Source organism: Avibacterium sp. 20-129 (assembly GCF_026226845.1).
Classification (GTDB): Bacteria; Pseudomonadota; Gammaproteobacteria; order Enterobacterales; family Pasteurellaceae; genus Avibacterium.
The window spans coordinates 711510-732535 of record NZ_JAKKOE010000001.1; the positions used below are offsets into that span (position 1 = coordinate 711510).

At 39.4% G+C, this 21026-nt stretch carries 22 protein-coding genes and 1 tRNA gene; 10 read left to right on the forward strand and 13 right to left on the reverse strand.

Features of this window, described 5'->3' with window-relative positions; genetic code table 11:
- Nucleotides 1-139: 139 nt before the first annotated feature.
- The 4 genes from frdA to frdD are packed head-to-tail and all read left to right on the forward strand — an operon-like array spanning nt 140 to nt 3461.
- The gene (gene frdA / locus L5B90_RS03275) at nt 140-1939 is read left to right on the forward strand and encodes a fumarate reductase (quinol) flavoprotein subunit (protein WP_265762138.1); all 1800 of its coding nucleotides are present in this window, start codon (nt 140-142) and stop codon (nt 1937-1939) included.
- Complete coding sequence (locus tag L5B90_RS03280; protein WP_250350640.1) at nt 1932-2702, forward strand: succinate dehydrogenase/fumarate reductase iron-sulfur subunit; 771 nt, start codon at nt 1932-1934, stop codon at nt 2700-2702. The genes frdA and L5B90_RS03280 overlap by 8 nt, the downstream gene beginning before the upstream one ends.
- An 11-nt stretch (nt 2703-2713) precedes the next feature.
- Nucleotides 2714-3106, forward strand: a complete 393-nt coding sequence (frdC, locus tag L5B90_RS03285; protein ID WP_250350641.1) for a fumarate reductase subunit FrdC — start codon at nt 2714-2716, stop codon at nt 3104-3106.
- Nucleotides 3107-3116: 10 nt separating this feature from the next.
- Nucleotides 3117-3461: a fumarate reductase subunit FrdD gene (gene frdD, locus L5B90_RS03290; RefSeq protein WP_250350642.1), complete on the forward strand. Its 345-nt coding sequence runs from the start codon at nt 3117-3119 to the stop codon at nt 3459-3461.
- A 131-nt stretch (nt 3462-3592) separates the two neighbouring features.
- Here frdD and rlmKL read toward each other — a convergent pair whose 3' ends face one another.
- The 4 genes from rlmKL to mltA all read right to left on the reverse strand — a co-directional run bounded on the left by rlmKL (nt 3593) and on the right by mltA (nt 8883).
- The gene (rlmKL, locus tag L5B90_RS03295) at nt 3593-5731 is read right to left on the reverse strand and encodes a bifunctional 23S rRNA (guanine(2069)-N(7))-methyltransferase RlmK/23S rRNA (guanine(2445)-N(2))-methyltransferase RlmL (RefSeq protein WP_265762545.1); all 2139 of its coding nucleotides are present in this window, start codon (nt 5729-5731) and stop codon (nt 3593-3595) included.
- A gap of 133 nt (nt 5732-5864) precedes the next feature.
- A complete protein-coding gene (znuA, locus tag L5B90_RS03300) occupies nt 5865-6899 on the reverse strand; it encodes a zinc ABC transporter substrate-binding protein ZnuA (protein ID WP_265762139.1) in 1035 nt (344 codons plus the stop codon).
- 101 nt (nt 6900-7000) lie between these two features.
- Nucleotides 7001-7774 (reverse strand): tRNA cyclic N6-threonylcarbamoyladenosine(37) synthase TcdA, encoded by a 774-nt coding sequence (gene tcdA, locus L5B90_RS03305; protein ID WP_250364305.1) that lies wholly within the window; start codon nt 7772-7774, stop codon nt 7001-7003.
- The gene (gene mltA / locus L5B90_RS03310) at nt 7774-8883 is read right to left on the reverse strand and encodes a murein transglycosylase A (RefSeq protein WP_265762140.1); all 1110 of its coding nucleotides are present in this window, start codon (nt 8881-8883) and stop codon (nt 7774-7776) included. Before mltA ends, tcdA begins: the two co-directional genes overlap by 1 nt.
- Nucleotides 8884-9121: 238 nt before the next feature.
- Between mltA and L5B90_RS03315 the strand changes: the two genes are divergently transcribed.
- Nucleotides 9122-9198, forward strand: a tRNA-Met gene (locus tag L5B90_RS03315).
- Nucleotides 9199-9331: 133 nt separating this feature from the next.
- On the opposite strand, the gene L5B90_RS03320 is transcribed toward L5B90_RS03315, so the two are convergent.
- Nucleotides 9332-9541 (reverse strand): cold-shock protein, encoded by a 210-nt coding sequence (locus L5B90_RS03320; RefSeq protein WP_250350646.1) that lies wholly within the window; start codon nt 9539-9541, stop codon nt 9332-9334.
- Between the two features lie 182 nt (nt 9542-9723).
- Entirely contained in the window at nt 9724-11088 is a 1365-nt protein-coding gene (gene mpl / locus L5B90_RS03325) for a UDP-N-acetylmuramate:L-alanyl-gamma-D-glutamyl-meso-diaminopimelate ligase (protein WP_265762141.1), read from the reverse strand.
- Nucleotides 11089-11239: 151 nt separating this feature from the next.
- On the opposite strand from mpl, the gene fbp reads away from it, so the two are divergent.
- Both fbp and ushA read left to right on the forward strand, forming a co-directional pair.
- Complete coding sequence (gene fbp / locus L5B90_RS03330) at nt 11240-12241, forward strand: class 1 fructose-bisphosphatase (RefSeq protein ID WP_265762142.1); 1002 nt, start codon at nt 11240-11242, stop codon at nt 12239-12241.
- A 182-nt stretch (nt 12242-12423) separates the two neighbouring features.
- Entirely contained in the window at nt 12424-14082 is a 1659-nt protein-coding gene (gene ushA / locus L5B90_RS03335) for a bifunctional UDP-sugar hydrolase/5'-nucleotidase UshA (RefSeq protein WP_265762143.1), read from the forward strand.
- A 95-nt stretch (nt 14083-14177) separates the two neighbouring features.
- Here the strand turns inward: ushA and murA are convergent, their stop codons facing one another.
- The 7 genes from murA to mlaF all read right to left on the reverse strand — a co-directional run bounded on the left by murA (nt 14178) and on the right by mlaF (nt 18923).
- Complete coding sequence (gene murA, locus L5B90_RS03340; protein ID WP_265762145.1) at nt 14178-15455, reverse strand: UDP-N-acetylglucosamine 1-carboxyvinyltransferase; 1278 nt, start codon at nt 15453-15455, stop codon at nt 14178-14180.
- Between the two features lie 16 nt (nt 15456-15471).
- Nucleotides 15472-15729, reverse strand: a complete 258-nt coding sequence (locus L5B90_RS03345) for a BolA family protein (protein WP_250350651.1) — start codon at nt 15727-15729, stop codon at nt 15472-15474.
- Nucleotides 15729-16091, reverse strand: a complete 363-nt coding sequence (locus L5B90_RS03350; RefSeq protein WP_265762146.1) for an STAS domain-containing protein — start codon at nt 16089-16091, stop codon at nt 15729-15731. The genes L5B90_RS03345 and L5B90_RS03350 overlap by 1 nt, the downstream gene beginning before the upstream one ends.
- A 3-nt stretch (nt 16092-16094) precedes the next feature.
- Nucleotides 16095-16733, reverse strand: coding sequence for a phospholipid-binding protein MlaC (mlaC, locus tag L5B90_RS03355; RefSeq protein WP_250364298.1), 639 nt, complete (start codon nt 16731-16733; stop codon nt 16095-16097).
- A 28-nt stretch (nt 16734-16761) separates the two neighbouring features.
- Nucleotides 16762-17265: an outer membrane lipid asymmetry maintenance protein MlaD gene (mlaD, locus tag L5B90_RS03360; protein WP_250364297.1), complete on the reverse strand. Its 504-nt coding sequence runs from the start codon at nt 17263-17265 to the stop codon at nt 16762-16764.
- Between the two features lie 82 nt (nt 17266-17347).
- Nucleotides 17348-18133 carry a lipid asymmetry maintenance ABC transporter permease subunit MlaE gene (gene mlaE, locus L5B90_RS03365; protein WP_250364296.1) on the reverse strand — a complete coding sequence of 262 codons (786 nt, stop codon included), beginning with the start codon at nt 18131-18133 and terminating at the stop codon, nt 17348-17350.
- Nucleotides 18123-18923: a phospholipid ABC transporter ATP-binding protein MlaF gene (gene mlaF, locus L5B90_RS03370; RefSeq protein WP_250350656.1), complete on the reverse strand. Its 801-nt coding sequence runs from the start codon at nt 18921-18923 to the stop codon at nt 18123-18125. The genes mlaE and mlaF overlap by 11 nt, the downstream gene beginning before the upstream one ends.
- A gap of 295 nt (nt 18924-19218) precedes the next feature.
- On the opposite strand from mlaF, the gene lptC reads away from it, so the two are divergent.
- The 3 genes from lptC to lptB are packed head-to-tail and all read left to right on the forward strand — an operon-like array spanning nt 19219 to nt 21025.
- Entirely contained in the window at nt 19219-19794 is a 576-nt protein-coding gene (lptC, locus tag L5B90_RS03375; RefSeq protein ID WP_250364295.1) for an LPS export ABC transporter periplasmic protein LptC, read from the forward strand.
- On the forward strand, nt 19778-20290 hold the full coding sequence (gene lptA, locus L5B90_RS03380) for a lipopolysaccharide transport periplasmic protein LptA (protein ID WP_250350658.1): 513 nt from the start codon (nt 19778-19780) through the stop codon (nt 20288-20290). The genes lptC and lptA overlap by 17 nt, the downstream gene beginning before the upstream one ends.
- A 9-nt stretch (nt 20291-20299) precedes the next feature.
- On the forward strand, nt 20300-21025 hold the full coding sequence (gene lptB / locus L5B90_RS03385; protein WP_250350659.1) for an LPS export ABC transporter ATP-binding protein: 726 nt from the start codon (nt 20300-20302) through the stop codon (nt 21023-21025).
- Nucleotide 21026 lies beyond the last annotated feature (1 nt).

The window sequence follows — 21026 nt, forward strand, 5'->3', positions numbered from 1 at the left end:
CTCTCTAACTTTTTTGAGTTAGATCACACTTTGAAGCTTTGCTCACATTTTTTGATAAAAAAGTCTGATTTATTTTATAAAAGCGTGGCAAAATAAACTCACCCTAATAAATTTCATCTACTTTATATTGGAGGAAATCGTGCAAACTGTTAATGTCGATATTGCAATTGTTGGCGCTGGTGGCGGTGGTTTACGAGCAGCAATTGCAGCAGCACAGGCAAATCCAAATCTTAAAATTGCCTTAGTTTCAAAAGTTTACCCTATGCGTAGCCATACTGTCGCTGCCGAAGGAGGCGCGGCTGCCGTGATCAAGGAAGAAGATTCTTATGAAAAACATTTCCACGATACCGTAGCCGGGGGCGATTGGTTATGTGAACAAGATGTGGTGGAATACTTTGTAGAACATTCCCCTGTTGAGATGACGCAGTTAGAACGCTGGGGCTGCCCTTGGAGTCGTAAACAAGACGGTGATGTGAATGTGCGCCGTTTCGGTGGAATGAAAATTGAACGTACTTGGTTTGCTGCCGACAAAACAGGCTTCCACTTGTTACATACCCTCTTCCAAACTTCAATGCAATTCCCACAAATTCAACGCTTTGACGAACATTTTGTGTTAGATATTCTGGTTGATGACGGCCATGCTCGTGGTATGGTGGCAATGAATATGATGGAAGGCACATTGGTACAAATCAATGCAAATGCTGTGATTATCGCCACTGGTGGTGGTTGCCGTGCGTTCCGCTTTAATACAAATGGCGGTATTGTAACGGGTGATGGATTATCAATGGCATATCGTCACGGTGTGCCATTGCGTGATATGGAGTTTGTGCAATATCACCCAACAGGTTTACCAAATACGGGGATTTTGATGACTGAAGGATGCCGTGGTGAAGGGGGCATTTTAGTCAATAAAGATGGCTATCGCTATTTGCAAGATTATGGTTTAGGCCCTGAAACGCCAATTGGTAAACCTGAAAATAAATATATGGAATTAGGTCCGCGTGATAAAGTGTCGCAAGCATTCTGGCAAGAATGGCGTAAAGGCAATACCTTAAAAACGGAAAAAGGGGTGGATGTAGTTCACCTTGATTTACGCCATTTAGGTGAAAAATATTTGCACGAACGTTTACCATTTATTTGTGAACTCGCGAATGCTTATGAAGGCGTTGATCCTGCTAAAGCCCCTATTCCCGTGCGTCCTGTTGTGCATTATACAATGGGGGGGATTGAAGTGGATTTCAACAGTGAAACTCGCATTAAAGGTTTATTTGCTGTGGGTGAATGTGCTTCTTCAGGCTTGCATGGGGCGAACCGTTTAGGTTCAAATTCATTAGCGGAACTTGTTGTGCTAGGACGTGTTGCTGGGGAATATGCTGCTCAACGCGCAAGTGAAGCAAGCCCTGCAAACCAAAATACAGTCAATGCACAAGCACAAGATGTGGTACAACGTTTAGAAGATCTTTATAACCAAGAAGGCACAGAATCTTGGTCACAAATTCGTGATGAGATGGGCGATTCAATGGAAGAAGGTTGCGGTATTTATCGTACTCAAGAAAGTATGCAACAAACGGTTGATAAAATTGCAGAGCTAAAAGAACGTTATAAACGGATTCGTATTGCCGATCGTTCAAGTGTCTTCAACACCAATGTGCTTTATACTGTTGAACTTGGCTATATTTTAGATGTTGCACAATCTATCGCTAATTCGGCGATTGAACGTAAAGAATCTCGTGGTGCTCACCAACGTTTAGACTATACAGAACGTGATGATGTGAATTATTTAAAACACACCTTAGCTTTCTATAATGCAGAAGGTGCGCCTCGCATTGAATATAGCCCAGTAAAAATCACAAAATCTCAACCTGCAAAACGTGTTTATGGTGCGGAAGCAGAAGCTCAAGAAGCAGCTGCAAAAGCTAAGGAGCAAGCAAATGGCTAATCAAGCGATTATGAATGTTGAAGTTCTGCGTTATAACCCAGAGCAAGATAAAGAACCTTATTTAAGAACCTATCAAGTGCCTTATGATAGCCAAACTTCATTGCTTGATGCGCTTGGCTATATTAAAGACAAACTTGAGCCTGAACTGTCTTATCGTTGGTCTTGCCGTATGGCAATTTGTGGTTCTTGCGGAATGATGGTCAATAATAAACCTAAACTTGCTTGTAAAACATTTTTACGCGATTACAGTGGACATATGCGTATTGAACCATTGGCTAATTTCCCAATTGAGCGGGATCTTGTTGTTGATCTAAGCCACTTTATTGAAAGTCTAGAAAGTATTAAACCTTATATTATTGGTAATGAAGCGCCACCACTAGATGGTAATCCACATCCATCTGCTGAATTGGCAAAAAGTCGAACTAAACAAACACCCGCACAATTAGAGAAATATCGCCAGTTCTCAATGTGTATTAATTGCGGGCTATGTTATGCAGCTTGCCCACAATTTGGCTTAAATCCTGAATTTGTAGGTCCAGCTGCGATTACACTTGCTCATCGTTATAACCTTGATAACCGTGATCACGGCAAAGCAGAACGGATGAAAATTCTGAATGGGGATAATGGGGTATGGAGCTGTACATTCGTGGGTTACTGCTCAGAAGTTTGTCCAAAACACGTTAATCCAGCCTCCGCTGTTAACCAAGGCAAAATCGAAAGTGCAAAAGATTATGTTTTGGCAATGTTAAAACCACAAAACTAAGGAGGAGTAAAATGACAGCAACCGCAAGCAAACGCAAAAAATATGTGCGTGAAATCACACCAACTTGGTGGAAAAAGTTAGATTTTTACAAATTTTATGTATTACGCGAAAGCACTGCAGTTCCTACTCTTTGGTTTTGTTTAGAACTATTCTATGGGTTAATCTCCTTAGGAAATGGAACCTTTGCTACAAACTTTATTCATTTTTTACAAAATCCCGTTGTTGTGATATTGAACATCATCACGCTTGGTGCCGTGTTATTAAATAGCTTTACATTTTTTAATATGGCTCCTCAGATGGTAAATATCATTGTAAAAAATGAGCGTATCAATGCGACATTACTTTCTCGCATTTTCTGGGCGATCACTGCATTGGTGAGTATTATTGTCTTAATCTTAGTATAGGAATGAGCATATGAACAAACAAAATCCAAAACGTTCGAATGAACCTGCTGTATGGCTATTATTTGGTGCAGGTGGCGCAATCAGTGCTGTATTCTTTCCCGTTCTTGTACTGATTTTCGGCTTTTTACTCCCTTTTGGGTTAGTTTCGCCAGAAAATATTATTGCATTTGCTGGAACTTGGATCGGAAAATTAATTATTCTTGCCTTATTAATTTTCCCAGCGTGGTGTGGTATTCATCGTGTCCATCTAGGCTTACACGATTTTAAAGTACATATTCCTGCAGCTGGATTTATTTTTTATGGGCTTGCTGGATTATTTTCATTACTGACGCTTTTCGCTGTATGGCATATTTAAATTCATTGTGATAGAGAAACAAAAGACCTTTTCGATTGAAAAGGTCTTTTATTATTGCTTGATTTTTTGCTATGTAAGTTTGAAATAAAGCAAGGCAAGTCCATACAGTACTACGCCAATATTCAATAACTTTATTTTGTCAATGTAACTAACCAACAATTGTGAATGTGTTTATTGCGTTCAAAATCCAGTGGTAAAGTTTTGGCAGAAATTTCTACCGCACTTAATCCGAGTGCAGCCATACCGTCAAAATCCATCTTGAATTTTTGCTTATTGTTAGAAAATACAATTGTGCCATTGGAACGTAAAATCCGTTTTAAATGGGTGAATAATTGAAGATGATCGCGTTGCACGTCCCAGCTGTTTTCCATTCGTTTAGAATTGGAAAAAGTGGGTGGATCAACAAAGATCAGATCAAATTGACGATCGCATTTTTCTAACCATTGTAAACAATCACTTTGAATTAATTTATGCTGTTTACCTTCAATATCATTAAGCATTAAATTTTGTTCTGCCCAGTTCAGATAAGTGTTAGACATATCTACGGTAGTGGTGGATTTCGCCCCCGCTAAGGCAGCGTGAACCGTCGCGGAGCCTGTGTAAGCAAACAAATTTAGAAAGTCTTTGCCCTTTGCCATTTCACCTACCATTTTGCGTGTTAAGCGGTGATCTAAAAACAGTCCCGTATCTAAATAATCCGTTAAATTGACCCACAATTTTGCGCCGTATTCTTCAACATAGAAGTAATCCCCTTTGTTCGCCAATTTCTCATATTGATTTGTCCCTTTTTGTTTTTGGCGAACTTTTAACACGAGTTTATTGGTTTCCACACCTGTTACAGCAAGGGTGGCGGTTACGGCATCAAGCAAACGCTGACGCGCTTTATTCTCATCAATATTTTTCGGTGCTGCGTATTCTTGCACCACAATATGATCGACATAACGATCTACGGCAATATTATATTCTGGCAGATCCGCATCATATAAGCGATAAGCGTTAATGCCTTGCTGTTTTGCCCATTTTTCAATTTTCTTGATATTTTTTTGTAAGCGATTGGCGAAGTCTTGTGCAACGCCTTGATGTTGAGGGCAAAATTCTTGCAGATTTTGTACCGCACTTTCTTGTTGGGCAGTTTCAGCAATTTGATAATTTTTCTGTACGCAATCTAATGGGCCATTTTTTGCTTTAAACTGACGGTGAGAACGTAAGCGTAGGCAATCAAGTAATGCGGGTTCACCACTAAAAACGGAGGCATTCCAACCGCCAAATTGCTGTTTTAAACGTTGCCCAAACACGGAGTAAAGCGCAATTAATGCTGGTGTTGTCCCTAAACGCTCACCATAAGGTGGGTTGCAAATAAGCGTGCCTTTTTCTTCCGTTGGATTTTTTAGTGTGGCAATATCCCCTTGTTTCCATTGAATTAAATGAGCAACACCTGCATTTTGGGCATTGCGTTGTGCTTTTTGTAATACACGGTGATCTAAATCAAAACCATAGAAATGGGGCTGAGCTTGTTGTGAACCTTGTTGGGCAAGGGTGATGGCTTCCTCTTTCACTTTTTCCCAAGCTTGCGGATTATGCCCTTTCCAGAAATCAAACCCCCAATGTAAGCGGTGTAACTGCGGTGCAATTTTGGCTTCCATTTGGGCGGCTTCAATGAGCAATGTACCTGAACCACACATTGGATCAATCAAAGGCGTGCCTTGTTGCCAACCTGAACGTAATACAATGGCGGCGGCTAAGGTTTCACGTAGTGGCGCAGCCCCTGTATCTTCACGATAGCCACGCAAATGTAAGGCATTGCCACTGAGATCAAGAGAAAGAATAAAATCGTCACGATTTAAATAGGCGTGAATGCGAATATCAGGGTTGTCTTTATCCACACTTGGGCGCGCTCTGCCTTGTCGTTCAAAATAATCGACAATGCCATCTTTCACGCGCATTGCACCAAATTGCGTATGACGAATTTCACGGTTAGTGCCATTAAAATCCACAACAAATTGGCAACGCTCATCAAAAATATCTAACCAATTTTGCCCAATTACCGTAGAGTAAAGATCTAAATCGCTATAAATTTTACTTTGTACCAAAGGCAGTAAAATACGTGAGCTGAGCCTTGACCATAAGAGCGTGCGGTAAAGGGTTTCCTCGTCAGCTAAATAATGCACGCCTCCCTGTGCGATTTGACATTCTTGTGCGCCAAGTTCGAGGAGTTCGGTTTTTAATAATTCTTCAAAGCCACGCGCAGTGGTGGCAAATAATTTTTTCATCATAAATTCATTGATACTTTCAAAGCGTAATGGGGCAGATTATAGCAAAGCCAGTAAGTGCGGTCGATTTTAATTCTGTTTTTTATCTAAAAGAAAGAGCGAACAAGACGTTCGCTCTGAGTAGGAAGGTAATTTATTTCAAACAGCGATAATAACTATCAGCGGTATATTGTAAGAAATTCGCATAAGAATCTTTACCTAATGATACCGCATCGCCCATCGGATCTAAACGCCCCACATTAACGCCCGTCGATTTATGTAATGTTTCAATCACTTTTGGCGTAAATTGTGGCTCTGCAAATAAGCAACCGACTTTATGTTCTTCAATTTCTTCTTTGATATGAGCCAATTTTTTCGCCCCCGGAGCAACTAATGGATTAATCGTAAATGCCCCCACCTGATTTAACCCGTAAGCCTTATTAAAATAGGTGTAAGCATCATGGAAAACATAAAATCCTTTTTTCTGTACGGGGGCAAGTTGTTGTTTAATTTTTTCATTTTGCGCCGTTAAAGTGCGGTCGAATTGTGCAAGATTTTGCTCAATAAGTGCTTTTTTATCAGGATATTGTTGAATTAATTTTGCCGCAAAATCTTTTGCCACAACTTGGCTAATTTGTGGCGAATACCAAATATGCCAGTTTGTTTCTAAATGGGCATTTTCATCGTTATCATGATGATGTTCATGTTCATGTTCATGCACATCGTTATGTTTGTGATGATCACTGTCGGCGGTATGTTCGTGATCGTGTTCATGCTCATGTTCGTGTTCGTGTTCTTCGCCGTCATGATGGTGGTGATGGTGATGATGTTCACCTTTTTCTAGCATATCCGCCGTAATTTCAGGTAATGTTGCGATAGTAACCACTTTCTCTGGATCAATATATTTTTTCAAGGAAGAAGCTAGAAAGGCATCCGCATCTTCGCCAACCCATAAAACAAGATTAGCCGCTTTTAATTTCTGCACATCTGATGGCTTCAAATTATAGTCGTGGGGAGAGGCCCCTGCTGGAACTAATACTTGCGTATCTGTTACCCCCTCGGCAATAGAAGAGGCAATAAATCCTAATGGTTTAATGGAAGTAACCACACTTGCAGAAGCTAGTGTAGAGAAAGAAAGCAATGCGGCTGCAATGGCAGTTTGTTTAAAAAACGGGTTTAACTTCGTCATATATACTCCTATTATCAAGAATGATTATCATAATTCGATGACTTAGCTTAGATCGTTTTGTTAAAAATAGCTATCTTTTTTTTTATTAAAAAATAAGATGGCTATTTTATAGATGCCAATAATTTTTCAATCACACGGGATACCGCAAAAAAGCCAAAGGTGGCAGTAATCATTGTTGCCGCGCCAAAGCCATTGGCGCAGTTCATTGTGGCAGAAACCGCACAATTTCCATCTTGTTGTGGGAAAATCAATGGTTGCGTGGAAAACACGCAATCTACGCCAAATTTCCGTTTAGGATTTTGACTAAAATGAAAATCTTTACGTAAAATTGACCGCACTTTTGCTGCGAGAGGATCTTGAATTGTTCGACTTAAATCGGCAATTTGAATCTGGCTTGGATCGGTCTGTCCGCCCGCACCACCAACAGTGATAATTTTAATTTTCTGCCGTTTACAATAAGCAATAAGTGCAGCCTTGGTTTTGACGCTATCAATGGCATCAATCACATAATCGTAATCCGCGGTGATATAATCCGCTAAATTCTCGCTAGAAAGAAAGTCATCAATAATATGTACTTGGCAATCTGGGTTAATTAAAGCAACACGTTCTGCCATCACTTCTGTTTTTAGCTTGCCGATATTGCCTGAAATAGCGTGAATTTGGCGATTAATATTGGTAACACAAATATCGTCCATATCAATCATTGTAATCTTGCCAATGCCGGAGCGAGCAAGCGCCTCAACAGCCCAAGAACCGACCCCGCCAATGCCGATCACGCAAATATGTGCTTGGCGTAAACGTTGTAAGGCAGCTGGGCGATAAAGTCGCCCAATGCCACCGAAACGCTGTTCATAATTATCTATGCGTTCACTCATTATTGTAATAACCACACACGTCCGTAATGTTTGGATAAGCCTGCGATATGCCCAGCGTCATCACCGATGCCACGATATAAATCGAAATGTTGCCCTTTTACCGCTCCTCCGACATCTAACGCAATCATCAAATGCAGTTTATGCTCTCCCGTCCATCTACCTTGTTTATCTATTTGTGGGACTTCGACTAAAACGATAGAACCAGAAGGAATAACAGAGCGATCAGAGGCAATCGACGCCATTGGCACAAGTGGCACGCCCGCCGAGCCCTTTACTTTGCCAGTTGGATCATTTTTAAAATACACGTAAGAAGGATTACGTTCTAGCAAGGCTTGTAAGCGAGAAGGATTGGATTTCGCCCAGTCCTTAATAGCTTGAATAGACATTTTTTCTTTGGCGATTTCACCGTCTTCTACCAACAAACGGCCAACTGCCACATAATCTAAGCCATTTTGCCCAGCATAAGCGAAATAATTTAACTCACCGTGGCCAAAATCCACATAACCACTACCTTGAACACCAAGTAGGAAGTTGTCGATCATCGAATCGCTATAAGCTAATTCTAAGCCTTTCCCCTTTAGTGCGCCTGCATAAATTTGCGCACGGCTTACACGTTTTTGTGAAGGGCTTGGCATTGCATAAATTGGTTGATTATATTTGCCTTGCGGTGTGCGACGCGCGTGGATTACTGGGGAATAATATCCTGTCATTAAGACATTTTGATAACCATCTTGCCCCTTCATTATCATTGGGTGAATACCAAAATTTGCTAATTCATTCACATTAGCGCCAGATAACACCCAATTCGTTACTTTACCGTAACTCACCGCAAATTTATTGGTTAAGCGAGAAGAATATTGACGTACATTAGAAAGTTGAGTTAAAAAATCCCCTTGATTTATTACCGCACTTTGATTTTCTACTGCGGAAACAGGCATTAAGAATTGTTGCTGATAAGTGCGTCCATCATATTTCGCCCCAAAGATTTTCGGATCTGCCAAGTGATTACTTGAATTTGCCATTTTGTTGGAATGATTAGAACTTGAACAAGCCGAAAGCACCGTAATAGCTAAAAGTGCGGTGCATTTTTTGAAAATTTTTGCTGACATTCGCAATGGATTCCTTAATAAAATAATTCGCAATGAAACGGCGTAAAATAACAAAAAATCACTTAAAGTGATAGCAATTTTTATATTCTTTCTTCTTTTGATAAAAAACGTGCGGCAGAAATTTTGTACATTTTGCGTTGAAAGACAGCAAATTGCCGATTTTTATATCAGTTAACACATTTTTTTAGGATTAAGGCTTGCATTACAAATAAAATCGCGTATAGTACGCTCCCACAGACGCGGGGTGGAGCAGCTTGGTAGCTCGTCGGGCTCATAACCCGAAGGTCGTTGGTTCAAATCCAGCCCCCGCAACCAAATGCTTAACCGTCGATTTTATCGGCGGTTTTTTTATTTCGCTTTTCCTTAATTTTTTTCAACCAGATGATTTAGAAATAATTTTCATAAAAAAACACCGCACTTTTTGTTGCGGTGTTTCTGTTAAAAAGCATTACGCAATGATACTGACGTTTTCGGCTTTTTTTCCTCTTTTATCATCAACAATATCAAACGCGACGGCTTGACCTTCTTTTAAGGTGCGAAATCCATTTGATTGAATTGCTGAGAAATGCACAAACACTTCTTCGCCACCTTCTGATTGTAAAAAACCAAACCCTTTTGCTTCATTGAACCATTTTACGGTTCCGTTATTTCTAGACATTTTAAATCCTAAGTTAAATCTAATCTTAGATAACGTAATAATATTATGATGATAAAATAAAAAACTTTAAATATAGCCACAGATTATTAATTGTTATCTCTACTGCTTAAAAAAGCAGTTGCCATACTAACAGCATCGCGATGAAATAGCACCTTTTATTTGCAATAAATCCAATTTATTTTTTAATTGGCTAATTTATCGAGTAATTTTTGATGAATGCCTCCAAAGCTGCCATTTGACATTACTAAAATATGATCGCTTGGTTTTGCCTCTGCCACAATCATATCAACCAATTTGTCTAAATTGCCAGTCCAGCTAGCTGGTTGGACGCATTGGTTTGCGATTTCTACCACATCCCATGGAATGTTATCTGGCTGCAATAAAAAAATATGATCGGCACGAACCAGTGCTGGCGCGAGTTCATCTTTATGTACGCCCATTTTCATTGTATTAGAGCGCGGTTCTAATACCGCCAAAATCCGCACTCCACCGCCAACTTTATCGCGAAGTGCGGTTAGCGTAGCAAGAATTTCTGCGGGGTGATGGGCGAAATCGTCATAAACACTAATGCCATTAACTTCCCCTTTTAGTTCTAAGCGGCGTTTTGCATTAATGAAACTTGCTAAAGCGTTACAAGCATTTTCAATAGATACGCCTGCGTGATAAGCAGCGGCAATCGCCATTAATGCATTATGCATATTATGCTGACCAACAATATTCCATTTCACTTCTGCGACTTTTTCACCAAAATGATACACCGAAAATTCGGTGCAATCATTGGTAATACGTTCCGCATACCATTCTTGGTTTTCTCCTAAAAATTGTTGTTCAGACCAACAGCCCATTTCCAGTGTTTCTTTTACGCTTTGTTCGTTGGCAAAAGAGAGAATACGACCGCTTGCCGGAATGGTGCGAATCATATGATGAAATTGGCGCTGGATCGCTTTTAGATCATCAAAAATATCGGCGTGGTCAAAGCCGATATTATTAATAATTAATGTTTTTGGTGCGTAATGAATAAATTTAGAACGTTTATCAAAAAATGCCGTATCATATTCATCGGCTTCAATCACAAAATAAGGGCTTTGTCCTAGACGCGCTGAAGTGCCAAAATTGCCCGCAATACCACCGATTAAAAAGCCTGGGTTTAACCCGTTTTTCTCTAAAATCCAAGTGAGCATACCAGTTGTTGTCGTTTTGCCGTGCGTACCTGAAACAGCAAGCACCCAGCGATCACGTAATAAATTATCATGTAACCATTGTGGGCCTGAGGTATAAGGCAAACCATTCTCAAGCACATATTCTACGCAAGGATTGCCCCGTTTCATTGCATTTCCAATTAAAACTAAATCTGGCGCTGGCTCAAGCTGAGCGGGATCGTAATTGGGAATAATGTCAATCTGATTTTCCTGCAAAAAGGTACTCATTGGTGGATACACATTAACATCCGATCCCGTTACTTTATATCCCATTTGTTTGGCAATAATTGCCACGCCGCCCATAAAAGTACCGCAAATTCCAAGAATATGAATATGTTTTTGTGTCATTTTTTTTATCTCTTATATACAAAAAACGAAAATAAAATGTGCCTGAGATCACAAACTCAATAAGAGATTATTTCTCTTGCTCAAAGGGTAGTTATAATAAATCAACTTTTTTAGACTGTACAACTTATTCATTAAAAAATAGGAATAAATTATGAAAACGTTAGGGCAATTTATTGTTGAGAAACAAGCGGAATATCCTAATGCGAAAGGAGAGCTTTCAGGTATTCTTTCTTCAATTCGTTTGGTTGCGAAGGTTATTCATCGCGACATTAATAAAGCAGGATTAACCAATAATATTATTGGTAATTCAGGAGTTGAAAATGTGCAAGGTGAAGTGCAAATGAAATTAGATTTATTTGCCCATAACACAATGAAACAAGCTCTCATTGCACGAGAAGAAGTAGCGGGCTTTGCTTCTGAGGAAGAAGAAAATTTTGTTGCTTTTGATACGGAACGAGGGCGGAATGCAAAATATGTTATTTTAACCGATCCTTTAGATGGCTCATCAAATATTGATGTGAATGTTGCCGTTGGGACGATTTTTTCTATCTATAAGCGCGTCTCTCCCATTGGCTCACCGGTTACCTTAGCAGATTTTTTACAGCCCGGACATCGCCAAGTGGCGGCAGGCTATATTGTTTATGGTTCATCAACAATGCTAGTTTATACCACTGGTAATGGCGTTAATGGCTTTACTTACGATCCTTCATTAGGGGTATTTTGCCTTTCACATGAGAATATTCAAATGCCACCAACAGGAAAAATTTATTCAATCAATGAAGGGCAATACCTTAAATTTCCATTAGGTGTGAAAAAGTATATTAAATACTGCCAAGAAGAAGATAAAGCCACTCAACGTCCTTATGCTTCACGTTATATTGGTTCTTTAGTTTCTGATTTCCACCGTAATTTATTAAAAGGCGGTATTTATATTTATCCAAGTGCCACAAATTATCCAAATGGTAAACTTCGTTTACTTTATGAAGGCAATCCAATGGCATTTTTAGCGGAACAAGCAGGCGGTTTGGCAACGAATGGAGAAAGTCGGATTTTAGATATTCAGCCAACTGAATTACACCAACGCTCACCACTTTTTATTGGCTCAAAAGAGATGGTAGAAAAAGCACAAGATTTTATGGGCGAATTTAATTAGCTCTTTCATATCTAATAAGGGCAAGACTTATCTAGAAAGTGATTGCCCTTTTATAAGCGAAAAATAACAAAAAATAATACCGCACTTAAGATTTTTATCTTTTATATTTATAAATAAATGATCTTTTTTCTATAACTTCCGCTAAAATATGTTAGCTAATGAATCAACAATGGAGAATGACAATGAAATTAGCCTCATTATTTAAATGTTCTGCTTTAACCTCCCTATTTACGCTATCTTCTTTTGCTTATGCTTATCAGCCTAATCAAACTTACCATTTTACTGTATTGCATACGAACGACTTACATGGTCATTATTGGCAAAATAAGAATGGTGAATATGGTCTCGCAGCACAGAAAACGTTGATTGATCGTATTCGTGCAGAAGTAGAGAAAAAAGGTGGCTCAGTAATTTTATTGAATGCTGGAGATTTTAATACAGGCGTACCTGAATCCGATTTGCAAAATGCAAAACCCGATATTGAAGCATTAAATTTAATGGGCTATGAGGCATTAACGTTGGGTAATCACGAATTTGATAACCCGTTGCAATTACTTGAGATGCAAGAAAAATGGGCAAAATTTCCATTTTTAGCTGCAAATGTCTTTTATCAAAAAACGGGAGATCCGCTTGTTCATCCTTACACGATGTTAGACAAACAAGGCTTAAAAGTAGCGGTTGTTGGTTTAACGACTGAAGATACTGCGAAATTAGGAAATCCAGAGTTTATTTCAGCCGTGAAATTTGAACGCCCTGCTGAAAGTGCTAAAAAAGTGTTAGCACAATTAGACAAAAATGAACAACCCGATCTTAAAATTGCGCTGACTCATATGGGATTTTATCCTAATGCGAAATATGGTTCTAATGCCCCGGGCGATGTTTCAATGGTGCGTGAATTACCTGCTGGCGCATTTGATATTGTTATTGGCGGACATACCCACGACACTCTTTGTATGAATGAAGATGGCTCATTTAATGATAAATTTAAACCGGGCGATAGCTGTAAACCTTTACTTGAGAAAAATACTTGGATTATGCAAGCAGGTGAATGGGGCAAATATTTAGGGCGAGCGGATTTTACCTTTAAAGATGGCAAACTCACTTTAGAAAACTATCAATTAATACCAATTAACTTGAAAAAGAAAGTGAAAAAAGAAGACGGTACTAGTGAATATGTGTTATATCAAGAAGAAATTCCAGCCGATCCTGCCTTGCTGGCACATCTTAAAACTTACCAAGATCAAGGTGATAAATTGCTTGGTCAAGTGGTGGGAAAAGTAGATGATCGCTTAGTGGGAGATCGCGATATTGTACGCTTCCATCAAACAAATTTAGGGCAACTTATTGCTCGCTCGCAAGCGGAACGTGTAAAAGCGGATGTTGGTATTATGAATTCTGGTGGAATTCGTGCCTCTATTGATAGTGGTGATGTAACTTATAAAGATATTCTGACTGTACAGCCTTTTGGTAATATCATCAGTTATTTTGAAATGAAAGGCACAGATTTGCTCAATTACCTTGATGTCGTGGCATTGAAAGAAGTTGATTCTGGTGCTTACCCTCAGTTTTACGGTATTACAATGACGGTAGATCGCCAAGCCAAAAAAGTCTCCGATGTAAAAATTCAAGGAAAACCAATCGATCTCAATAAAGTGTATCGTGTTTCTTTACCAAGTTATTGTGCTGCTGGAGGAGATGGCTATCCTGTCGTTACTGATAATCCAACCTATGTTAATACAGGATTTGTTGATGCAGATAGCTTAAAAGAATACTTCCAAGAACATTCACCAATTAAAGCCGCTGATTTTGAGGCAAATAAAGGAATTATTTATAAAGAATAGTTTTTATCGAGGAAAAAAATAGCCAACGCATTGTTGGCTATTTTATTAATTTGATAATGGAAAGAAGTCATCCTTACAGGATATTTACTTCTTTTTTATTCTGAAATATCCTTTTCTGTAAAACGCTCAATTTTTGCGCCTAACCCACGTAATTTCTCTTCAATATGCTCGTAACCGCGATCGATATGATAAATACGATCTACAATGGTCTCGCCACTGGCAATACAGCCGGCAAGCACTAAACTGATTGAAGCGCGTAAATCCGTTGCCATTACTTCCGCACCTGAAAGGCTTTCTACACCGTGGCAAATAGCCGTATGGCCTTCAATCTCAGCCTTGCCGCCCATACGGATAAGCTCTGGAATGTGCATAAAACGGTTTTCAAAAATAGTTTCCGTAATTTTACTTGTCCCTTCTGCCACCATATTTAAGAGAGTGAATTGCGCTTGCATATCCGTTGGGAAACCGGGATGTGGCATCGTGCGAATATTAACCGCTTTTGGGCGTTTACCTTTCATATCTAACGTGATGGTATCTTCAGTAATTTCAATTTCTGCACCTGCTTCACGTAATTTATCGATCACCGCATCTAAAGTATCTGCTTTCGTGTTATGGCATACAATACGCCCACCCGAAATAGCTCCAGCAACAAGGAAAGTACCTGTTTCAATGCGATCGGCAACCACGGCGTGTTCACATCCTGTAAGACGTTCAACTCCTTCAATGGTAATCGTATCCGAGCCTGCCCCACTAATTTTTGCCCCCATTTTATTTAAAAATACGGCAGTATCTACAATCTCAGGTTCACGAGCGGCATTTTCAATAATTGTTGTCCCAGTTGCCAATGTTGCCGCGGTCATAATAGAAAGGGTTGCCCCTACGCTAACCTTTTCCATCACAATGCGTGTTCCACTCAAACGCCCATTAGTATGTGCTTTTACATAACCGTCTTCCAGTTTAATCTCTGCCCCTAAGCGTTCTAAACCGCTGATATGTAAATCCACCGGGCGAGCGCCAATGGCACAACCACCGGGAAGTGAAACCTGTCCTTGATGGAAACGTGCAACAAGCGGTGCTAATGCCCAAATAGAGGCACGCATTGTTTTCACCAATTCATAAGGTGCAATAAAATGATTAATTTTTGAACCGTCTAAATGTACTACACCACCGTCTTTTTGTTCTACTTGCATACCAAGCTGACGCAAGATCTTTAGTGTGGTTTCAATATCTTTTAATTCAGGTACATTGGTTAAGGTAACGGGTTCTTCCGCTAAAATAGCGGCAAATAAAATAGGTAATGCGGCATTTTTTGCCCCTGAGATTTTGACATCTCCGTTTAAACGAGATTGCCCATAAACACGAAATTTTTGCATAACAACGTCCTAAAAATTAATTAATGGGATTAAGTAAACGCTCACGCTTCCACTTTTCTTGGGTAAAGGTTTTGATAGTTAATGCGTGAATTTCACCTGAGGAAAAGTATTGCATTAGCGGCGCATAAATGGTTTGTTGCTGCTTCAATCTTGATAATCCTGCAATTTCATCATCAATCACAATCACCCCAAAATGGGCATTCTCGCCTTGTACATAAATTTCTTCAAGCCCTAAAGCCTCTTTTAAAATTTGTTCAATTTCTTGCGTTTCCATTAATTTTTTCCATTCTGTTGTAAAAACGGGTCAATCCATTTTGATAACCCCAAAAGATCAGCCAACGTGAGAAATTGCTCAGGTGCATTTTGAATGATTTGCATCTGTGCTTGCGTTTGGCAATGATGAAGAAAATCACATAATAATGCAAAACCTGCGCTGTCAATTCGCGTTAAATCGGCAAGTTCCCAAATAACTTGCTGGCGCGCGATTTTATCTGCTGGTAAAAAAGAATAACGTTGTTCCCATAACGGCAACAACGTTTTTCTGGATAACGCCCCAGTCAAGCGGAGCGTTATCTTATCATCATTTTGTTCAAATGCCCAAGTTAAACTTGAGGTTAAACCTGATGTGTTGTGCATTGATTATTTACCCAATGTAACAGGCACATTCGCCGCTTTTTGCACTTGTTGGGTTAGTGCTTCGATCCCATCTTTGCGTAAAGTCGCACTCCATTCTTGTTTTTTAGTATTAACCATACTCACGCCTTCAGCTGCCATATCATAGACTTGCCATTGACCTGTTTTGCTATTTTTACGCCAAAAGAAGTTTAAATTAATCGGCTGCGCATTACCATTTTGTACCACTTTCACCCGAATGCTCATTTGGTTATCAGAAACATTTTTCGGTTTTTCAATGTCAATTTTTTGGTTTTTATACAGCGTTAAAACTTGTGCATAAGATTGCTCAATAAATTGATCAAACGCAGCGAAAAATTTTGTACGCTGTTCTGGTGTAGTCGTTTTAAAATACTGCCCTAACACCAATGAACCTGCATAATTCACGTGTACATAAGGCATTAAATCTTGACGCACAATAGTTCTTAAATAATTTGGATTTTGCTTAATCTGACTTTGGCTGTTAGCAATATCGCTAAACAATTTGTCCGATGCTTTTTGCATTAAGTCATATGGGGTATCATCCGCCATTGCGTGCAGTGCAAAAAGTGCGGTGAAAATAACTAATGTTTTTCTTAACCAGTTTGTCATTGTTTGTTTTAACATCGATTCCTCCGTAAAACGAAAAAAGAAATTATTGTTGCGTTTCAGGTTTGCTGTCATCAGATTTATTCTTGTCTCCATATAGGAATTGTCCGACTAAATCTTCTAACACCATTGCCGATTTGGTATCCACAATTTTGCTCCCTTCTTTGAGCATTTTTGTTGTTTCCCCATCGTCAAATCCAATACTTAACGCAATATACTGTTCGCCTAATAAACCTGAGGTTTTAATTGATAATGAACTATTATCAGGAATTTCATTATATTCTTGATTAATTGCTATCTTTACCACAGGCAAATAAGTTTGTGGATCAAGCTCAATATCGGTCACTCGCCCAATTACCACGCCGCCCACTTTTAATGGCGCACGCACTTTTAGTCCACCGATATTGTCAAAAGTTGCACTAACTTGATAAGATTTTGTTTGGCTAAATCCTTGCACATTCGCTACCTTTAAACCTAAAAAGACCAAGGCACCAATGGCAAGCAATAAAAATAACCCTACCCAAAATTCATACTTTGCTGTTTGTCGCATAAAAACTACCTTAATTTTACACCGCACTTTAATATTGTACGGATTTTCTGAATGAAACGAAATCGTTCGGTGAGTCAAATAATTAACTTCCACCGAACATCATTGCAGTTAAAATAAAATCTAACCCTAGCACAACCAAAGACGCATTCACCACGGTTTTGGTAGTCGCTTTGCTAATACCTTCAGACGTTGGCAAACTGTCATAACCATTAAATAAAGCAATCCACACCACGGCAATAGCGAAACAAATACTCTTAATTAAACCATTGAGAATATCCGTTTTCCAAGTTACGGCGTTTTGCATTACCGACCAAAAACTCCCCGCATCAACGCCTTTCCAATCCACACCAACCAATGAACCGCCCCAAATACCAACAGCGATAAAAATGATTGATAAAATTGGCATTGCAATCACTCCCGCCCAAAAACGTGGTGAAATCACACGGCGAAGAGGATCAACTGCCATCATTTCAAGGCTTGAAAGTTGCTCCGTTGCTTTCATCAACCCTATTTCAGCCGTTAGCGCTGAGCCAGCTCGTCCCGCAAACAATAATGCAGTAACCACAGGCCCTAATTCACGCAATAAGGAAAGCGCTACCAATTGCCCAAGGCTCGTTTCAGCAGAAAAATCCACTAACACCACATAGCCTTGTAGTCCAAGCACCATACCAATAAACAAGCCTGAAAGCATAATAATAAGTAAAGACTGTACACCTAAAACATATAGCTGTTTGATAAGTAACGGAAAATGTTTTCTCAATTGCGGTGTACCAATCAGCGCGCCCCACAGCATAAACCCTGAACGCCCAGTCCCTTTACAGAAATTAATTGCACTACGACCGAGTGCGCGAATCATCTCACTTATCATTAAATAACTCCTGAATATAATCTCCAGCAGGATAATGAAAACGTACTGGACCGTCCGCCTCTCCGCGGATAAATTGCTGTACCTGTGGATCTTGACTTGCTAATAAGGCTTCAGGTTTTCCTTCTGCAATCACCCGTTTATCCGCAATAATATAAGCATAATCAGCAATACTTAATACTTCTTGTACATCGTGAGAAACCACAATAGAAGTAAGTTGTAACGCTTCATTTAATCGTTTAATTAAGCTGACAATTACCCCCATACTTATAGGATCTTGCCCAGTAAAAGGTTCATCATACATAATTAATTCAGGATCAAGGGCAATGGTTCTCGCTAACGCGGCACGTCTTGCCATACCGCCAGATAACTCAGAGGGCATTAACTCTGCCGCCCCTCGCAATCCAACTGCTTCAAGTTTCATTAATACCATTTCTCGAATTAATTGCTCTGGCAGAGTTGTATGTTCACGAATCGGAAAAGCGACATTATCAAAAGTAGACATATCGGTAAATAATGCCCCAGACTGAAATAACATACCAATACGCTGACGTAATTTATACAGCTCTGCACGGGACATTCGACAAATATCTTTGCCATCAACGAGAATTTCACCGCTATCAGGCGAAAGCTGTCCACCAATAAGGCGCAATAATGTCGTCTTGCCAATCCCTGATGGCCCCATTATGGCGGTAATTTTCCCTTGTTCAACGCGTAAATTTAGGCGTTCATAAATGATACGCTCACCGCGTTTAAAAGTGAGATTTTTTACTTCTACAAAAGAACGAGCCATAGCACGTTTATTCACCTGTATTATTCAAAATGTGGCAATGATATGCGATGCAAGCAGAATGTCAAAGTCTGTTTTCCTATTTTCTTTATTCATTTTGCGGTGAATTAAGCTTAAAATACAATAAAAGTATGCAAACTTAGTCCTTTTTAGCTGAATTTCGCTGAAAATAAACTTTGTAAAAAATTGTAAAAATTTATACCGCACTTTGATTTACGCGGAATTATTCTTGCTTTTGGCAAAATTATGCTATCATTTCGCACTTACATTAATCTTGAAGAAATGAGCCATTCAAACTATGAATATTCGCTTGAATATTGTTTTGTCGGTGATTGCCCTTGCATTACTTGCTTGGTTTTATAACCTTCAACAGACGGATACAGAAAAACTTGCCGGCTTGATTAAATCGCAAGATAGCCCTGAGTATATCGGTGAGAAAATGCAAACTACGGTTTATTCTCCGACCGGAGAAAAGCAATATGTTGCGCTCGCTGACAAAGTGGAACACTATGCCTCTAATGGAAACACCGATTTTCAGAATCCTGTGGTTTATCTCTATAATGTACAAGATGAAACCTTAGGCTCACAAAGTTGGAAGATCAGTGCTAAAAATGCCAAATTAACCAAAGATAATCTTTTATATTTAGACGGTGATGTATTGGTACAAAGTCTATTGCGCGATTCCCGTTTACAGCGTGTTAGCACAGAACGCGCGACAATAAACCTAAAGACGCAAGATATTCACTCTGATACAATGGCAACCATTACTGGCTTAAATTTTACTTCCAGTGGTTCGCAACTCACTGGGAATTTACAGCAACAAATTGCAACCTTAAAGGAACAGGTGAAAACTCACTATGAAATTAACAAGTAAATCGCTTTTATTTTTTGCCACACTGATGACGTCAATGTCAGCTTTTGCTTTAAAAGATGATACAAATCAACCGATTAATATTGAATCAAACAACCAAGCACTCGATATGGAAAATAAAACCGTTACCTTTACAGATAACGTTGTGATCACCCAAGGGTCAATTTTAATTAAAGCCGATAAAGTCGTCATTACTCGTCCAGATGAGAATAGTAACAAAAAAGAAACCGTCGATGCTTATGGACGCCCAGTAACGTTCCATCAACAATTAGACGATGGTAAGCCAGTAGATGGCAAAGCGAATAAAGTCCATTACGATCTTGGTACTGAATTTTTAACCCTCACAGGAAATGCAGAATTAAAACAACTAGACAGTAAAATTACGGGACAACGCATTACTTACGATGTAAAAAAACAACAACTAAAAGCCACCGGTTCCAGTAAGTCTCGCGTGAAAACCGTATTAATTCCGGCACAATTAAATAATAAAAACAAATAGGATCCCCTTATGCCAACGCTTTATGCAGAACATTTAGCCAAAAGCTACAAAAGCCGAAACGTGGTTTCTGATGTGAGTTTAAACGTGAAATCCAACGAAATTGTGGGATTACTTGGGCCTAATGGTGCAGGCAAAACCACGACATTCTATATGGTTGTCGGCTTGGTGCAACAAGATGAAGGCAACATTCGTATTGATGATGAAGACATTAGCTTATTACCAATGCACGATCGAGCAAGAAAAGGCGTGGGCTATTTACCCCAAGAGGCGTCGATTTTCCGTCGCCTAAGTGTATATGATAACTTAATGGCTGTGCTTGAAATTCGTAAAGACTTAAATAAACAGCAACGGCAACAACGTGCGGAAGAATTGATTGAAGAATTTAACATTGGTCATATCCGCGATAATCTAGGTCAATCGCTTTCGGGTGGGGAACGTCGCCGTGTGGAAATTGCTCGTGCTTTAGCCGCCAATCCCAAGTTCATTTTACTTGATGAACCCTTTGCAGGGGTTGATCCCATTTCCGTCATTGATATTAAAAAAATTATTATGGATTTACGTGATCGCGGATTAGGTGTATTAATAACCGATCATAACGTACGTGAGACCCTTGATGTGTGCGAGCGTGCTTACATTGTAAGCGCAGGAAAAATGATCGCCACTGGTACACCTGAAGAAGTGATGAATAACGAACAGGTGAAACGGGTTTATCTGGGTGAAGAATTTAAACTATAAC

Bases quoted from the DNA above. Each gene is read 5' to 3' on its own strand.
- lptA (WP_250350658.1), top strand. From the start codon at position 19,778: ATGAAATTAACAAGTAAATCGCTTTTATTTTTTGCCACACTGATGACG.
- mlaF (WP_250350656.1), bottom strand. From the start codon at position 18,923: ATGGCTCGTTCTTTTGTAGAAGTAAAAAATCTCACTTTTAAACGCGGT.
- frdD (WP_250350642.1), top strand. From the start codon at position 3,117: ATGAACAAACAAAATCCAAAACGTTCGAATGAACCTGCTGTATGGCTA.
- mpl (WP_265762141.1), bottom strand. From the start codon at position 11,088: ATGACACAAAAACATATTCATATTCTTGGAATTTGCGGTACTTTTATG.
- mlaD (WP_250364297.1), bottom strand. From the start codon at position 17,265: ATGCGACAAACAGCAAAGTATGAATTTTGGGTAGGGTTATTTTTATTG.
- ushA (WP_265762143.1), top strand. From the start codon at position 12,424: ATGAAATTAGCCTCATTATTTAAATGTTCTGCTTTAACCTCCCTATTT.
- L5B90_RS03345 (WP_250350651.1), bottom strand. From the start codon at position 15,729: ATGGAAACGCAAGAAATTGAACAAATTTTAAAAGAGGCTTTAGGGCTT.
- L5B90_RS03350 (WP_265762146.1), bottom strand. From the start codon at position 16,091: ATGCACAACACATCAGGTTTAACCTCAAGTTTAACTTGGGCATTTGAA.
- mltA (WP_265762140.1), bottom strand. From the start codon at position 8,883: ATGTCAGCAAAAATTTTCAAAAAATGCACCGCACTTTTAGCTATTACG.
- frdC (WP_250350641.1), top strand. From the start codon at position 2,714: ATGACAGCAACCGCAAGCAAACGCAAAAAATATGTGCGTGAAATCACA.
- rlmKL (WP_265762545.1), bottom strand. From the start codon at position 5,731: ATGAAAAAATTATTTGCCACCACTGCGCGTGGCTTTGAAGAATTATTA.
- znuA (WP_265762139.1), bottom strand. From the start codon at position 6,899: ATGACGAAGTTAAACCCGTTTTTTAAACAAACTGCCATTGCAGCCGCA.
- murA (WP_265762145.1), bottom strand. From the start codon at position 15,455: ATGCAAAAATTTCGTGTTTATGGGCAATCTCGTTTAAACGGAGATGTC.
- L5B90_RS03320 (WP_250350646.1), bottom strand. From the start codon at position 9,541: ATGTCTAGAAATAACGGAACCGTAAAATGGTTCAATGAAGCAAAAGGG.
- mlaC (WP_250364298.1), bottom strand. From the start codon at position 16,733: ATGTTAAAACAAACAATGACAAACTGGTTAAGAAAAACATTAGTTATT.
- tcdA (WP_250364305.1), bottom strand. From the start codon at position 7,774: ATGAGTGAACGCATAGATAATTATGAACAGCGTTTCGGTGGCATTGGG.
- lptB (WP_250350659.1), top strand. From the start codon at position 20,300: ATGCCAACGCTTTATGCAGAACATTTAGCCAAAAGCTACAAAAGCCGA.
- mlaE (WP_250364296.1), bottom strand. From the start codon at position 18,133: ATGATAAGTGAGATGATTCGCGCACTCGGTCGTAGTGCAATTAATTTC.
- L5B90_RS03280 (WP_250350640.1), top strand. From the start codon at position 1,932: ATGGCTAATCAAGCGATTATGAATGTTGAAGTTCTGCGTTATAACCCA.
- fbp (WP_265762142.1), top strand. From the start codon at position 11,240: ATGAAAACGTTAGGGCAATTTATTGTTGAGAAACAAGCGGAATATCCT.
- lptC (WP_250364295.1), top strand. From the start codon at position 19,219: ATGAATATTCGCTTGAATATTGTTTTGTCGGTGATTGCCCTTGCATTA.